Source organism: Bacillus cereus group sp. Bc010 (assembly GCF_027716745.1).
In the GTDB taxonomy this organism is placed as follows: Bacteria; Bacillota; Bacilli; order Bacillales; family Bacillaceae_G; genus Bacillus_A; species Bacillus_A pacificus.
Genome location: NZ_JAQFUY010000007.1, coordinates 129,180 through 144,582, shown reverse-complemented (window position 1 = coordinate 144,582; position 15,403 = coordinate 129,180). Strand labels below are relative to the sequence as shown.

Sequence of the window (15,403 nt, the reverse complement as noted above, 5' to 3'; positions counted from 1 at the left end):
CTATATAAAGAGGCTGCATGAAGTTCATGCAGCCTCTTTATACTATCCAACTTCCTTTTCTCGCTTTGCACGTTCTTTCGCACTCCATTTAAACACCTTATCTAGTAGCGAGTATATTCTCCCAGACTCTTTCGTTACTAACGGTCCTAACGATGCCAATATTAAAACATATAAAGCAGAGAACGGTTTAATCGCTGCCATTAAGCCACCGGCAATGCCGATATTCGCTACAATAATAGAAAATTCCCCGCGTGACACGAGTGTTAAACCTATATTCGTAGAAGCCTTATGGGATAACCCGGCTTTACGTCCTGCAATCATTCCAGCAGTAAAATTGCCGATTAGAGTAATGAAAACTGCTCCTAATGCCAACCAGACTGCTCCTCCAAGCGAAAAAGGATCTATGCTTAAACCGAAGCTGAAAAAGAATATGGCTCCAAAGAAATCACGGAATGGGACGACAAGCTTCTCAATTCGATCGCTATGCTCTGTTTCAGAAAAGACGAGTCCTAACAATAACGCTCCAATTGCCTCAGCGACATGAATCGTTTCTGAAAATCCTGCTACGAAGAATAAAATAGCGAATATTACGATAATAAAAATTTCATTTGAGGAAATATCTAATATTTTATTTAAAAACGGCGTAGCTTTTCTAGCGATTACAAAGAATAGTAGCATATACCCTACTGCGATTAACACCGATGTAAGAGCACCTACAAATGATGTGGCACCACCGAGTACTAACCCTGAAACGACCGATAAATATACAGCTAAAAAAATATCATCAAACATGATGATTCCTAATATTAATTCAGTCTCTTTATTACCAGATCTTCTTAAATCAACAATTACTTTTGCAACAATTGCACTCGATGAAATTGTAATGATTCCAGCAATAATTAACGTCTCTAATAAGGGGAAGCCCATAACATATCCATAAAGCAAACCTAATATGAAATTAAGTGATATGTGGACAGTCCCCCCAAAAGCAATTGATTTTCCTGATTTAATTAATTTTTTTATTGAGAATTCTAAGCCTAAATAGAATAGGAGGAATATGACGCCAACACGGCCGAGGAAGGAAATAACTTCTCCGCTTTCAATAAACCTTAAATCGATAAGTCCTAAATCGGGGGCATGAGGCCCCACTAACATACCGAGTATAATGAGAAACGGAATAATCGAGAACTTTAACTTCGCAGCGAGGATAGCTGCAAAAGCTACTAATACTAACGCAGTTCCAACTTCAAAGATTAAAGTATCCATCGATTATGAATCACCTCCTGATGAAAGCAATTCATTAATAATTCTTTTCACTTCATGTCTTTCACCCGATAACACGAGCATATCGCCAGCTTCAATAATAGAGTCTGGACCTGGATTAAAGAATTTCTTCATATTCTTTTTTAAAATAGCAATAATCGTTACGTTATATTTTTTTCTGACATGTAAGCTACCAATTGTTTTTTGTACGACTGGTGCATGATTCTCCACCTTAAACCATTCAATTGATAATCCTTCAAAAGCCATCTCAATTGTGTCTAACGCTTGCGGTCTATATACCATTCCGCCTAATATAGCTGCAATTTGTCTCGCTTCAGAATCACGAAGAGAAATGCTTGAAATACTCTCATCATGATCCGCATCAAAATGATACATTTCTCTTCGGCCATCATCATGAATAACGATAACCATTTTTTCATTACCTTTTGTTATAACTTCAAATTTACAGCCAATGCCCGGTAATTCACTCTCTCTAATATTCATAATTTCCGCCTCCTAAAGTTTTTAGTTACGGCTTTTACAAATCTACATCAATCTCTGTTTTAAATTCTTCATCTTTTGAGATTCCCAAATACTTTAATGTCTCTGAAGGTGTCGCGTGATGGAAATGCTTTTGCAATAGCGCAATTGCTATTCCCCTTTTGTACGCGTGAAATCCAAATGTTTTTCTCATTGAGTTCGTTCCAATTTTTCCAACAATCCCAACCGCTTCAGCAGCATTATGAATTACACGATACGCTTGTTGACGCGTAATTGAATTTTTCGTTTTATTAGATTGAAATACGTAGTTTTCTCTTTTCACATCAATAGATTGTACGTACTCTAAAAGTGCTTCTTTTACTTTTGTATTTAAATAAATATCTTGTTTAAACTTTTCATCTTTCACAGGAAGAGAATAAAACTCTTTAACAGTTCCATCTTCATTTAATATCTCTTCAAATTTCATACTAAGTAGCTCAGTAATCTTTAATCCTGTGTTAATTCCAATAACAAATAAAAGATAATCTCGCTGAGAGTGCTCTTTTAAATACTTTTTCATCGCCTCAATTTGGCTTATATCTTTTAATGCCTCTACAACTTCCATACATGTATTCTCCTCATCTTATGAACGGTAATTTTCTCATCATGTTGTCCATTTTACCTTATCACGCTATGAGATTTCCATGTATTATCCATTATTTTTACAATATACTTTTAGGTTTTGAAATTTATAATTGTGCAAATACAGTAGGGGTAGGAATAATAGGGGATATAAGTTCAGCCTCTTTCTACAGATCGGATTCCTCCTTTCCTTATCCAGTTGCTTCTACTTTTATATTATGTTACTTATTTACATTATATTATACATTTTAGTAACATTGAAGTGTTTTTTCTGAAAATAATAAAAACCGAGCGTTTTTGCTCGGTTTTTATTATTAATCTTCTTTCGGAAGAACAATTCCTTTATACAATTGAACTGTAATGAAGTAATAAATCGCATAAATAACTACGAAAATTACGATTGGTACCCAAATACGGAAGTACGGATCAACTAAAATAAATCCGAAAATATTCATACCAACTAATACGTGAGCGATACCTACAATCGCTGGGAATAGGAAGACTAAGAATAACTCTTTATAAATGGATTTTGTTAATAATTCACGGCGCACACCGATTTTACGAAGCATTTGATAACGTGTAATATCTTTTGATGCACCAGAAAGAATTTTAAACATTAGGCAGCTTGCCATCATTGCTAAGAACGCAATTCCAAGGAAGAATCCCATAAATACTGTCCCGCTCGCAAGACCATAGAACATGTCATACATTTGATATTTACTATTCATTTGTTCAGCTTTTACATTTTTATATTTATCTAGCTGCAACTCGTCAAGTTTTTTCCATTCTTTTGTGTATGCTACGAAATCATCTGTTTTTCCAGTAAATACAATTCCTTCTTTACCGTTTACAGTATCGTACATTTTTTGATCTACAATTTTAACGGCATGATCTTTGTATATATAGTATGGTTGAATTGTTCTAAATGCCTCTTCCCATTCTTCAGGCATTGCTTTTTCATTTTGATCTTGCACTGCTCCTGCTACTGTACCTACTGGAGCTTCTCCTGAAACTTCTTTATATTTACCGAAACTTTCCTTACCTACACCATCTCGAATGAATGGTTTATGTTTCTCTAAATCTTCTTTTACATAATAAATATATTTGTCGTCTACTTTATAACGATACTCAGTTTTATTTTTAAATGATATACCATCTAAAATTTTCTTCTCTTCAGCTGTAGGATTATGAATAATCGAATCATAAATTTCAAATCCATCAACCGTTTTTATAACGTTATTTTTAAATGCCATACCACCTGAAATTGCACCGGCTCCAAGAGCAACTAACATTGCTACTGTTGCAAGTACCTTTGTTAAACTATTAATACGGAAGTTTAATTGTGCAAATGTAAAAGCGTTAAGTCCCTTTTCACTACGCTTTTTATTACTTTTTAACTTTTTAATAATGACTGGAAGAAGTGAGCCAAATAGCATGTAAGTACCAGCTGTTGTTGTAATTAATACAATAAGGATTCCCATTTCTCTTAACGTTTCCATATTTATCATCGATGCATATCCAATACCTAATAAAATAACCGCAAGGAATGCAACTACACCTGTCATTTTTCCTTTTACCGCAACACGTTCTGTTTGTGCATCTGCATGTACAAGTTGCAATACAGAAATACGTGATAACTTAATACTATTCATAATTGCTGATAATACAAATAGTGCGAAGAAGAAGATACAAGTAACAGTCATTGATGGAAGGTAAAATGCTTTATAGCCTTCACCAGCAAATTCTAATTGTTTCATTAATAACTGACCGATACCTTCTGCAAGTCCTACACCAACTGTAATACCGATCGCAAGAGACGCAGCGCCTAATACGATTGTTTCGATAAACATAAGTAATGTAACTTTATGCTTTTTTGCTCCTAACATCATATACATACCAAACTCTTTTTGACGAAGAGATAATAAGAAAGAGTTCGCATATAAAATATAGAAGAACGTTATAATAGCAAGTAAAAATGAACCTGCCTGGAATACAAATCCAATTGATTGAATAACTGAGTTAGATTCAATAAACGCTTTATTTAGAGCTAACGTTTGAAACATATAAAAAATTGAAATCGACATGACAAGGCCGACAAGTAAGACGATGTAATCTTTCAGCTTACTTTTCAGTCCTGACATGGAAAGTTTAAATAACATACTGGAGCCTCCTTTCTTACGCTTTTTGTGTGCCTAAGTCTGCAAGCACATCTAAAATCTCTTTATAAAATTCTTCACGTGTACCACCGCGGTGAATTTCTTTATATAGCTCACCATCTTGAATGAATAAAATACGCTGACAGTAACTTGCACTGTACGGATCATGTGTAACCATCATAATGGATACACCTTGATCTTTATTTAAGTTTGTCATCGCATCAAGTAAACTCGTTGCATTTTTAGAATCAAGCGCTCCTGTTGGCTCGTCCCCTAAAATAATTGCAGGTTCATGCACTAATGCACGCGCCGCTGCTGAACGTTGTTTCTGTCCACCAGATACTTCAGATGGATACTTTTGAAGAATTGCTGAAATGCCTAACATATCTGCTACCTTTTCTACTTTTGGCCCAATATTTCGCGACGAGACACCTTGAAGAGAAAGTGGAAGTGCAATGTTTTCGTAAATAGATAAGTTCTCTAATAAGTTAAAGTCTTGGAAGATGAATCCTAATTTTTGTGAACGGAAATCTGAAAGCTCATCTTGCTTCATTTGTGTAATATCCGTTCCTGCAATTTCAACAACGCCGCCCGTTGCTTTATCTAGCGTTGAAATTACATTTAATAATGTCGTTTTACCAGAACCAGATGGTCCCATAATCCCAACAAACTCACCCTCTTGAATTGAGAATGATACACCTTTTAATGCATGTGATTGATTCTCACCTTTTTTACCGTACACTTTTTGAACGTTTTTCACGTCTACAACTGGTTTCGTCATATATATCCTCCTACGCTTGTTTTTCCATTACCTATTTTGCGCCTTTTGGAGATGAACTGCTATTTGTTAACATTACAATTACCTTACACTTTTGTAATATAACAAAGGTGTACTTGTAAGCTTGGCTATTAATACTAGTGACATATTGAATCGATAAATGAAATTATATCGGCGATTTTTCAAATATATCGACGATTCTCCTACTTTTATCAGCGATTTTTTTAATATATCGACTTATCGACAAAAGCTGACAATAAAAATAAGCTGCTCCACAAAAGGAACAGCCCACTTCTCTCTTTATCCCACTTTATTTCTTTAAAGGTGTTACCGTCCAATACGTAATAACACGCCAAATCCATTCTAATGGACCCATTTTAAAGATTTTCATCCAAATCACACTACACACAATTTGAATTGCATAAATTGCGATACATACATATAACGTCTGCATGTACGTTAAGTTACCTGCAAAGTTAAATACACTTCCTGCGATTAAAATCATTGCAGTTTGTCCAATATAATTCGTTAAAGCCATACGACCATAATATTTCAGTGGCGCTAACAATGTTTGAACTGGTTTTAATTGAAGTAGTAAAATTAATGCTCCAATATAGAAAGCTGAAATAATTGGTCCAACTGTAATACCAATTTTTAAAAATTGGCTTGCAGCATCCATTGTTCCGTCTTCAATTTCCATTATCCCATTTATAAATGGTTCAGCAGGAACGTGCCCATATTGATACCATACAGCTATTACGCTTAAAACAAACATAATACCTGTAAAAATAGCGACTTTCTTTATGTTCTGCGTAAGATTTTCAAATACACGATATTGTCCTGCAGCGAGCCCTAATAAAATTAAGCCAAGTGGCAATAATTCTTTAACTCCCATTACACTAAAAGCTATTGTCAAAATAAGACCAATGACTAAGTTCACTTGTTTTTTCGCCTTATAAAACGGTAAAACGATTAACCCGCAAATTGCGTATAACGCTAGTGCTTCTCCAGGCTGAAACATTTGATGAATCAAACCGAAAATAAATAGTGCAACTAAACGGCGGAAAAATAAAACATATCCATTTTTCCCCTTTGCAATTGCTCTAGAGATAAAGATATAGAATCCCACTCCAAATAAGAATGAGAAGATTGAGAAGAAACGACCTTCTACAAATAAGTATAGAAACCTTTGATAACTCGCATCTACTGTATTAGGATCCGGGATTTTAATGTTAAGTAGTGCAAGAATATTTACTAAAATAATCCCCAGTAATGCGAAGCCACGAATGTAATCTAACTCATCAATTCGTTTGTTTGTCATATTGTTCCCCATAAAGCAACTCCTTGTCCAAAATTTAATCCTCCCCTACTCTACTGGAAATGTAGTCTTACAACTATCGACAAACCTTACAAAAATCTTACATTATTGTCATATAGCAAAAATAAAACCAGGTCATATTGCGACCTGGTTTACTCTGATTGTTTCGATTTTTGAGGTTGTCCTTTTTTACTATTACGCTGCTTCACTTGCACAATCGGATCAAGTTCATTTGAAAACTCAGCGTTATGTCCATTTTGCGTTTTTTGTTCTGGATTATTTTGATCTGAACGTTTCGCCATTACATTCACTCCTTATTAGTGCGGTGTAATAATCATTTGATGTTGCAATTGGCGAATTGCCATACGTGCTCTATTTAATTGCTCACGTTGCTCATCATTCGCATGTTGTTGCATCGTTTGTAAATCGTTATATGCTTGTTCTAATTGTAACTGCGCATCCGAATACTCCATCGTATTATAATGCTCTTGTCTCATACCAAGATTTAGTTGTTCTTTCGCATATTCCACAGCTTGTTCCGCTTGTGTAATATACGATTCAAGTGATTGACGCTCTGCCATAATTGTCCCTCCTTGCTTCAATTCCCCTTTAGTGTGTCCCTTCCATATGAACCTTATGAGTATGTTATAATGGATTTTGTTTCATTTTGACTCGGCTTAGGAGGGAAAGTAATGAAGGTTCAAAACCCTTTTCCATATACAAACGACAATAAACGTTATCATACGTGGAATTACCATTTACGAAATGAATTTGGTGAAAAAATCTTTAAAGTTTCATTAGATGCTGGCTTTGATTGTCCGAACCGTGACGGTACAGTTGCTTATGGCGGTTGTATATTTTGCAGTGCTGCTGGATCTGGTGACTTCGCTGGCGATCGCCGCGATGATGTTATAACGCAATATCATGAAATGAAAGAAAAAATGCGCTCAAAGTGGAAAGATGGAAAATGTATCGCTTATTTTCAGGCTTACACAAATACACATGCACCACTTGAAGTATTAAAAGAAAAATTCGAACCGCTTCTAGCTGAAAAAGACGTTGTCGGTCTTTCTATCGCAACTCGTCCAGATTGTTTACCAGACGATGTCGTTGAATATTTAGCGGACTTAAATAAACGCACATATCTTTGGGTTGAACTCGGATTACAAACTGTTCATGAACGTACTGCAAATCTTATTAATCGCGCTCACGATTATCCTTCTTACGTTGAAGGCGTAAATAAATTACGTAAGCACGGCATTCGAGTTTGTTCTCATATTATTAACGGTCTTCCTCTTGAAGATTACGACATGATGATGGAAACAGCTCGTGAAGTAGCGAAGCTTGATGTACAAGGAATTAAAATTCATTTACTTCATTTATTAAAAGGAACGCCAATGGTGAAGCAATATGAAAAAGGACAACTAGAATTCCTTTCTCTTGAGGATTACGTAAGTCTCGTTGTTGACCAACTTGAAATAATTCCAGAGGACGTAATTGTGCACCGCATCACAGGTGACGGTCCACCTGATTTAATGATTGGTCCAATGTGGAGCTTAAATAAATGGGAAGTATTAAATTCCATCGATGCAGAATTTGTACGCCGCGGAAGCTGGCAAGGAAAATATGCAAATGAGGAGAAACAAAAATGAAATTAGAACGTGTATTACCGTTTGCTCGCACTCTCTTGCAAACGGCAGTAAAAGAAGGCGATTACGCTGTAGATGCAACTTTAGGAAACGGTCATGACACTTGCTTCCTAGCTGAAATCGTTGGCGATAACGGAAAAGTATTTGGATTTGATATTCAAAAAGAGGCAATTGAAAGCTCGACGACGCGTCTAAAAGAAAAAGAACTTTTCGAACGCACTGTTTTAGTTCACGATAGTCACGATACACTTCTATCCGTACTACCAGAAGATGCAAAAGGAAAAGTAACAGGCGCAATTTTCAACTTAGGTTATCTTCCAGGCGGAGACAAGCATATCGTTACAAAACCGAACTCAACAATTTCAGCGATCGGACAATTACTAGAAGTAATGGCCCCTGAAGGAATCATCGTCCTTGTTATTTACCACGGACATCCAGAAGGACAAGTAGAACGCGACGCTGTTCTCAAATTTGCCGAAGAATTAGACCAAAAACAAGCACACGTACTGCGCTACGGCTTCATTAACCAACAAAATAACCCGCCATTTATTGTGGCGATTGAGAAGCGCTAAATATATCGACGATTCGACAAAACATAACAAAAAAAGACGTGCACTTATTGCACGTCTTTTTGTTATTCTCCTATATAATGGATATATACACTGTATAGGAGGATAGAACTTTGCTAGTAGAACTAAGGGGAATTCAAAAGAAGTACGGCAAATCACTTATACTAGACAACATTGATTTATCCATTCCAGAAGGAGAAGCACTCGCCATTGTTGGCGGGAACGGGACTGGAAAAAGTACTCTACTCAAAATAATTGCAGGCTTTATTTCACATACGGCAGGGACAATTCAAAGGAAAGAACATATACAAATCGGTTATGTACCTGAACATTTTCCTGAAGGGATTCGTTTTACATTAGAAGATTATCTATATCATCTCGGTCACATTCACGGTTTATCAACAAAATATGTAAAAGATAAAATCCCGCTGCTTCTTGAAAGGTTTCATTTACTTCATGCAAGGCATTCCGTTGTACGAAACTTTTCAAAAGGTATGAAACAAAAAACAGGCATTATGCAAGCGTTACTTACGGACGTACATTTATTAATTTTAGACGAACCGCTTTCTGGGCTCGATCCTAACTCTCAGCAAGAATTAGAACATATTTTACTCTCATTAAAACAACAAGGTATATCCGTGCTATTTACATGTCACGAAAAACAACTATTAGAAAACTTCGCTGATAGAATTGTGACGTTAGCAAATCATACAATCACAGAAAATATCTCTGCACAAAAAGGAGCAGAACAAGTCTATATTGAAGCAATTGTTCACGAAACATTTTCAGCGATAGAACTACAAAAACAATCCGGTTTTATACACGTTGCACACAATTCAAATCAAAACCTTATTCAATTGCACATCGAAAAAGAATATACAAATGACATACTTCAGTTTTTATTACATAAAAAAGCATCTATCACACTGCTACAACCTAACTTTTAAATCGAAAGAAGGTTTATTATGTTTGCTCTTATTCGTTATCACTTTCTCGACTATACAAAATCGTATAAGTACGTCCCTCCTATTGCGATGTACTTCATGAGCTTACTTTTTGTATATGCATATAAACCGACTCCTATTGTACCGACATACTTAGAAACAGCTCTCGCGCTTTATTTATTATCTGCCTGGATTACGGTCACGATTTTTCATACCGAAGATCCTGTACAAGAGCAAATCACTATTTCACATACAAATAACATTTCCGCATTATACGTTGGGAAATATATTACGGCTCTTCTCATTTGTACTGTATTATCTTTTATATCCGTAATCTATCCCATTATTTTGCAAATGTTTAATGAAAAAATGACAGTTTCTTTATTTTTAGTCGGATTTCTCGCTCATATGTCTTTCTCTATACTAGGAATTTCAATCGCAACATTATTTACTAGAAATACGATTCAAAAAGCAGGCACTGCTTGGCTTAGCCTTACATTTATATTGCTTATAACGATTGCATCTATCCGGTTTAAAAAAGAGTTACTATGGTTTTTACCACCTGTCGAAAGCTTTCTCATGCTTGGACAATACAAATATAATATACTGACTCACACGCTATGGCTCACAGCTTGGGCTATCGTATATTCATTTTTATTATTTACCTTATTTCTGTTTATCGTTCGCAAAAAACGTTTTTAATTACATATTAAAGGAGACAAAACAATGATCGGAATACTAGCAGGAATGGGACCAAAATCAACTGGGCCATTCGTCGATACAGTTGTAGCAAAGTGCCAAACAATATACGGAGCAAAGCATGATATGGACTTTCCTCATATGATGATTTACTCGTGCCCAACACCGTTTTATATGGATCGCCCTATTGATCACGAAGCGATGAAAAAAGCGATTATTAAAGGCGCACAAAAACTTGAAAGTACTGGCGTAGACTTTATCGCTATGCCGTGTAATACAGCGCATCTTTATTTTGAAGAATTACAGCAATCTCTTTCTATCCCGATTTTAAATATAGTCGATGAAACGTTACAAGCAATTCCTAAAAACGTAAAAAGAGTCGCTCTTCTTGCAACGGAAGCAACTGTTCAAACTGGGATTTACCAAGATAGGATTACAAAACGTGATATAGAGTACATTCATCATGAAACATGGCAGGAAATGATTAATCAAATCATTACTTATATTAAATCTGGAGAGGTTGAAGAAGCTCGCGAATTGTGGAATGCGCTCGTTTTACAATTGAGAGAGGTAGTTGATACGGCAATTATCGCATGTACCGATTTGAATGTGGTGGTGAGTGAGGATTTTGTTGATTCTTCTCAATGTCTTGCGAAAGCGGTTGTTAGGATGTATGTAGGAAATATAAGGAGGCCCCAGTGAATATACCTTTTGAAATGGGATACACATTTGACGAAAACCTTAGAGAAAAACCTATATCCCTTGCTGAAATGAAGCAAGGGATTGTATTTTTGAAAGAACATTTACATAAAGAATCGTTATACGGAAAAAACTGCGGATTAATCGGTGTTTATGAACGAATCGTTGGCAACCTTTCTGACAGTAAGTATTACTTACAGGAGGCCATTGAATATTACACACAAACAGACAACATCCAAGGGATTTTTATTAACAAACTTCGTCTCGCACATACATATCATTGGGAACAAAATTTCCATACGGCAAATACACTTTTTACCGAGCTTCAACATATGTTGCCGAACGTTCCTACTTATAAAGACTTCTTCTACCAACATTATGGAAAAAGCAAATTAGATGAGGGTGACTTCCACACCGCGCTTACTTATTTTCAAAAAGCGCTTCAAATCAGGCTACAAAAAGGAGATGAAGAGCTAATTCATTCAACTACACTTTGCATAGAACATTGTATGTCTCGCCAATAAAAATCCTTAAAAACTTTTAACTTTCTTCACAATTCTTTCAAAGTAATCACACTTAATCTCGCTATATTAAATAAGTAGTTATTCATATAGGGAAGGTTAGGGGAACTGAAAGTATGAAAGTAAATCGTTCGCTTCATTACATTTTTTGGCGTTGGCATTTTTATGCTGGGCTTTTTATTACACCGCTTCTTATTACGTTGTCACTGAGCGGAATTGGGTATTTATTTCGGGAAGAGGTTGAGGATTTCATCTATAAAGATTTATATTTTGGGAAGAGTGCTCAAACAGAATCTATTTCGATGGCTGATTCTATTTCCTTAACAGAGAAAAAATATCCACATTATAGTGTGGCGAAAATTAGTGAGTTTAATGGGGATTACAATACGAGACTTACGATTGCAAATGAGTATACTGGACAACAAAAGTATGTGTATTTAGATAGTAATAATCAAATTGTCGGAGATCAAAACGCAAGTGAAACGTTTGCCAATGTCATGCGAGAATTACATAGTTCTCTTTTAGTTGGTGGCACTGTTGTCAACTATACTGTAGAACTTGCGGCATGTTGGACAATCTTCTTAATTGCTACTGGGCTCTATATGAGTATACGCCAATTCAAAAACACACTGGCATCCAATAAGCGAGAAAAAGCAAAACGACGTCATTCTATTATCGGTATTATATTTACAATTCCTCTCGTTCTGCTAGTCGCATCTGGACTGCCATGGTCAGGATTTATGGGCAACCAAATTTATAAAATTGCATCGTCGAATGAATCGATCGGATATCCAAAGTTGTATATGGCACCGCCTGAATCAAAGGTAAAAGAATTGCCGTGGGCAACTAGAAAAGAAGCTCCTCCTGAATCGAATTCGAATGAGCCAAAAGCAATTTCAGTTGATACATTACAAAAAGGAATTGAAATAAAGAAGCCATACGTTATTTCACTACCAACTGATCCGAAAGGTGTATTCACCGTTTCGAAATCAAGCGGTTCTGGTATTACGGGCATGGATGTGGCACCAAATGAAGAAATAACAGCTTACTTTGATCAATATAGCGGAGAACTTATTTCCAAAACGGACTATCGTGATTATGGCTTATTTGCACAATGGTTCACTTACGGTATCCCGCTTCACGAAGGTCATTTATTCGGATGGCCCAATAAAATATTATGCTTACTAACGACATTATCTTTATTACTTCTCATTTATTACGGAGTAAAAATGTGGTTAGCAAGAAAACCGAAAGGAAAATTAGCAGCACCGCCAAAGCAAAGAGATAAGAAAAGCATAATCGTTTTCTTTATCATGATGGTTATACTAGGCGCTGTCATGCCTTTATTTGGACTATCTGTGTTAGTTATTTTTGCGATTGAACTTCTTATATATGTATTTTCAAAAATACGCTCATAGTGAAAAAGCATTTGTACTACCGTGTACAAATGCTTTTTATTTACTATTTTCTTTCTTTCTACCACTTATTAAAAAGACAATATCTACTATAATAATTGTGCCAATTATTACTTGTGGCACATAATCCATCATAGTAGGACCACTTGGCCTATTCATCATCATATACATTCCAGTTACAAATGAAACGGAAAGTAGCACGAGTAATGTTATTTCAATATGGTCATATAGCTTTTGAAACAATTGCTTCATTTCGCCACCACCTTTACCATATTATAACAAAAAACCACTCTACATGAGTGGTTTTCTTCATCACTGCGCTGTTTTCTTTCGGTACATCTTCCCGTTCCAATAGAAGAATCGTGAAGTGAGGCCCCCGTATTTTACAATGCGCCGTGCCATTTTGTGCATATTCTTTTGTGCTGATACTTTTTGATCTGATAAATAAATACCAAGTAATCCTCGGCTTATAAGGCGATGAAACTTCGCATGAGGCAAGTCACCAATGCTCTTCTCTGCTTCTTCTACAAAATGTTTCATACGATCTAATATCACTTGCTCGTTTTCGTAATAACTACAGAAATTTAAATCTCCACCTATACGGTCTTCTTCTTGATCAATGAAATAATCAAGTAAAATATGAAGTCCTTGTACGTAAGGAAAATATCCTTGTCTAATTTTCGCAATATCTTCATCATGTAATTCATCATGAAAGGCATATGCGACAAGACAGAAGATTCCAAGTGTAGAACCGGCACATGCTGAAAATTCAAACCAACTCATCTCCGGTAAGTTTTCTTTATGCGCTTCAAACCACGTTTGTAATCGTGGTTCTCTTTCTTCTAATTTTACATGTTTATGAATTTGCAAATCACAATAATAACAAGCAAGTTCATGAAGAATAGGAGCAATTTTGTCATAGTGCTTCGTTTTCTTTAAAACATCTTGGCATGTTTCAACAAGTTCGTCTAAATAACCACCATCATCTTGATCATCACGATAGCGATAATAATTACCGCCACCTTCTACTTCAGGTGATAATGCCATTAACATAGATTCATGCAACGCGGCAAAATCATTTGGATCAAGTGATGTACTGCGATCACATAAATTATCTAAATAGTCGCTGATCGTTTGATACGCTACGATAAAACGAATACATTCCTCTCGGTGTTCATTTGCTAATAGCGCTAAAATACCACCGCCTTCGCAATGAAACGTTTTATGCTCAATACTTGCGATTGCCTGACTATGAAGCTCATCATTCGGAATATGGTAGGCACGCTCTTTCCACATCGCTAGCTCATGGTGTACAACCGGAAACACATCACGGTATACTTTCGCCATGAGCGTTATGGGATTACTCGGTACGTTCACTTCTTCCTTCATCTCCTCTATTCAATGTACAAATAATTTACTTATTTGTTTCTATTATGTTATTGATGCGTATTTCAGTAAATGCCTGAATATAATTCAAAATTTCATCACGCTCATACTCATTTAATAACTCATGATAACAATTCGGCCATTCTTTAAAAGCCTTATCACTTATTTTAACATTATCAAACCAAGTGCGGACACGTGTTTTATCTACAAGTTTATCCTCACATGCTTGCATTAGCAAGAGCGGAACATCTGGAAAATCATCTATTTTCTTATGGGCAATTTCGATAGACTTAATCAATTCACTATACCAACGTACTGATACTTTGCGCAAGAACAATGAATCATTCTCCATCGCATCTCTCACTTCATGATTACGAGTTGACATTTCCACTGTAAGATTCGTTGCAAATTGCAATTTTGGTGCGATAATATTTAATATTTTTGAGGCAGCTTGCAGCGGTGCAGAAGGTCCAGCTAATACGCCTAAACATGGCGAACTTAAAATAATACCGTCTACATCTTCTCTCTTCGTTTCTTGCATCATACGAATGACGATAAGACCACCCATACTATGACCAAATAAAAAGATAGGCAACCTATACTTTCTTGCCTCTTTCACCCATAATTTAACTTCCTCTATGTATTCATCAAATGAATCAATATGTCCTCTATTTCTTGAAGTCGTTCCATGTGACGGAAGGTCTCCCATCACAACGTGGTAGCCGTTATGATTCCACATTTCCGCAACGGCTTCATAACGTCCGTGATATTCCATCGCTCCATGCACAATAACGATTACAGCCTTTGCTTCCTCCGCTTCGTAATTCCACATACGAACCTCCTCCATTTCACTCTTTTTCATAATTTGATACACTGAAACTAGT

18 protein-coding genes are annotated in these 15,403 nt (G+C 36.0%); 7 read left to right on the top strand and 11 right to left on the bottom strand.

Annotated features, from left to right (window positions below):
* Positions 1-42: 42 nt before the first annotated feature.
* The 8 genes from PDQ68_RS11400 to PDQ68_RS11365 form a co-directional block, all read right to left on the bottom strand.
* Positions 43-1,266, bottom strand: a complete 1,224-nt coding sequence (locus PDQ68_RS11400) for a cation:proton antiporter (RefSeq protein ID WP_016718713.1) — start codon at positions 1,264-1,266, stop codon at positions 43-45.
* Between the two features lie 3 nt (positions 1,267-1,269).
* A complete protein-coding gene (locus tag PDQ68_RS11395) occupies positions 1,270-1,767 on the bottom strand; it encodes a cation:proton antiporter regulatory subunit (protein ID WP_016718714.1) in 498 nt (165 codons plus the stop codon).
* 34 nt (positions 1,768-1,801) lie between these two features.
* The gene (locus PDQ68_RS11390) at positions 1,802-2,368 is read right to left on the bottom strand and encodes a tyrosine-type recombinase/integrase (RefSeq protein ID WP_000454214.1); all 567 of its coding nucleotides are present in this window, start codon (positions 2,366-2,368) and stop codon (positions 1,802-1,804) included.
* Positions 2,369-2,699: 331 nt separating this feature from the next.
* Positions 2,700-4,544 carry an FtsX-like permease family protein gene (locus PDQ68_RS11385; RefSeq protein ID WP_061183706.1) on the bottom strand — a complete coding sequence of 615 codons (1,845 nt, stop codon included), beginning with the start codon at positions 4,542-4,544 and terminating at the stop codon, positions 2,700-2,702.
* A gap of 16 nt (positions 4,545-4,560) precedes the next feature.
* Complete coding sequence (locus PDQ68_RS11380; RefSeq protein ID WP_270786704.1) at positions 4,561-5,322, bottom strand: ABC transporter ATP-binding protein; 762 nt, start codon at positions 5,320-5,322, stop codon at positions 4,561-4,563.
* Between the two features lie 307 nt (positions 5,323-5,629).
* The gene (locus PDQ68_RS11375; RefSeq protein ID WP_061183705.1) at positions 5,630-6,652 is read right to left on the bottom strand and encodes a DUF418 domain-containing protein; all 1,023 of its coding nucleotides are present in this window, start codon (positions 6,650-6,652) and stop codon (positions 5,630-5,632) included.
* Positions 6,653-6,789: 137 nt separating this feature from the next.
* Positions 6,790-6,939: a hypothetical protein gene (locus PDQ68_RS11370; protein ID WP_001129340.1), complete on the bottom strand. Its 150-nt coding sequence runs from the start codon at positions 6,937-6,939 to the stop codon at positions 6,790-6,792.
* 15 nt (positions 6,940-6,954) lie between these two features.
* A complete protein-coding gene (locus PDQ68_RS11365) occupies positions 6,955-7,218 on the bottom strand; it encodes a YtzC family protein (RefSeq protein WP_000840873.1) in 264 nt (87 codons plus the stop codon).
* Between the two features lie 111 nt (positions 7,219-7,329).
* On the opposite strand from PDQ68_RS11365, the gene mnmL reads away from it, so the two are divergent.
* The 7 genes from mnmL (at position 7,330) to PDQ68_RS11330 (ending at position 13,136) form a co-directional block, all read left to right on the top strand.
* Positions 7,330-8,289, top strand: a complete 960-nt coding sequence (mnmL, locus tag PDQ68_RS11360; RefSeq protein ID WP_270786702.1) for a tRNA modification radical SAM protein MnmL/YtqA — start codon at positions 7,330-7,332, stop codon at positions 8,287-8,289.
* Positions 8,286-8,858 carry a tRNA 5-(aminomethyl)-2-thiouridylate-methyltransferase MnmM gene (gene mnmM, locus PDQ68_RS11355; RefSeq protein WP_016718717.1) on the top strand — a complete coding sequence of 191 codons (573 nt, stop codon included), beginning with the start codon at positions 8,286-8,288 and terminating at the stop codon, positions 8,856-8,858. Before mnmL ends, mnmM begins: the two co-directional genes overlap by 4 nt.
* 110 nt (positions 8,859-8,968) lie before the next feature.
* Complete coding sequence (locus tag PDQ68_RS11350) at positions 8,969-9,802, top strand: ABC transporter ATP-binding protein (RefSeq protein ID WP_016718718.1); 834 nt, start codon at positions 8,969-8,971, stop codon at positions 9,800-9,802.
* Between the two features lie 18 nt (positions 9,803-9,820).
* A complete protein-coding gene (locus PDQ68_RS11345; protein WP_000457756.1) occupies positions 9,821-10,501 on the top strand; it encodes a hypothetical protein in 681 nt (226 codons plus the stop codon).
* 24 nt (positions 10,502-10,525) lie between these two features.
* Entirely contained in the window at positions 10,526-11,200 is a 675-nt protein-coding gene (locus PDQ68_RS11340; protein ID WP_270786700.1) for an aspartate/glutamate racemase family protein, read from the top strand.
* The gene (locus tag PDQ68_RS11335; RefSeq protein ID WP_016718720.1) at positions 11,197-11,721 is read left to right on the top strand and encodes a hypothetical protein; all 525 of its coding nucleotides are present in this window, start codon (positions 11,197-11,199) and stop codon (positions 11,719-11,721) included. Before PDQ68_RS11340 ends, PDQ68_RS11335 begins: the two co-directional genes overlap by 4 nt.
* A 113-nt stretch (positions 11,722-11,834) precedes the next feature.
* Positions 11,835-13,136: a PepSY-associated TM helix domain-containing protein gene (locus tag PDQ68_RS11330; protein ID WP_061183703.1), complete on the top strand. Its 1,302-nt coding sequence runs from the start codon at positions 11,835-11,837 to the stop codon at positions 13,134-13,136.
* A 36-nt stretch (positions 13,137-13,172) separates the two neighbouring features.
* Here PDQ68_RS11330 and PDQ68_RS11325 read toward each other — a convergent pair whose 3' ends face one another.
* Genes PDQ68_RS11325 through PDQ68_RS11315 form a run of 3 tightly spaced genes read right to left on the bottom strand, consistent with a single transcriptional unit; the run spans position 13,173 to position 15,351 of the window.
* Positions 13,173-13,385, bottom strand: a complete 213-nt coding sequence (locus PDQ68_RS11325) for a hypothetical protein (protein WP_000811313.1) — start codon at positions 13,383-13,385, stop codon at positions 13,173-13,175.
* A 60-nt stretch (positions 13,386-13,445) separates the two neighbouring features.
* A complete protein-coding gene (locus tag PDQ68_RS11320) occupies positions 13,446-14,510 on the bottom strand; it encodes a tetraprenyl-beta-curcumene synthase family protein (RefSeq protein ID WP_001102457.1) in 1,065 nt (354 codons plus the stop codon).
* Positions 14,511-14,547: 37 nt separating this feature from the next.
* Positions 14,548-15,351, bottom strand: coding sequence for an alpha/beta hydrolase (locus PDQ68_RS11315; RefSeq protein WP_016718723.1), 804 nt, complete (start codon positions 15,349-15,351; stop codon positions 14,548-14,550).
* Between the last annotated feature and the right edge of the window lie 52 nt (positions 15,352-15,403).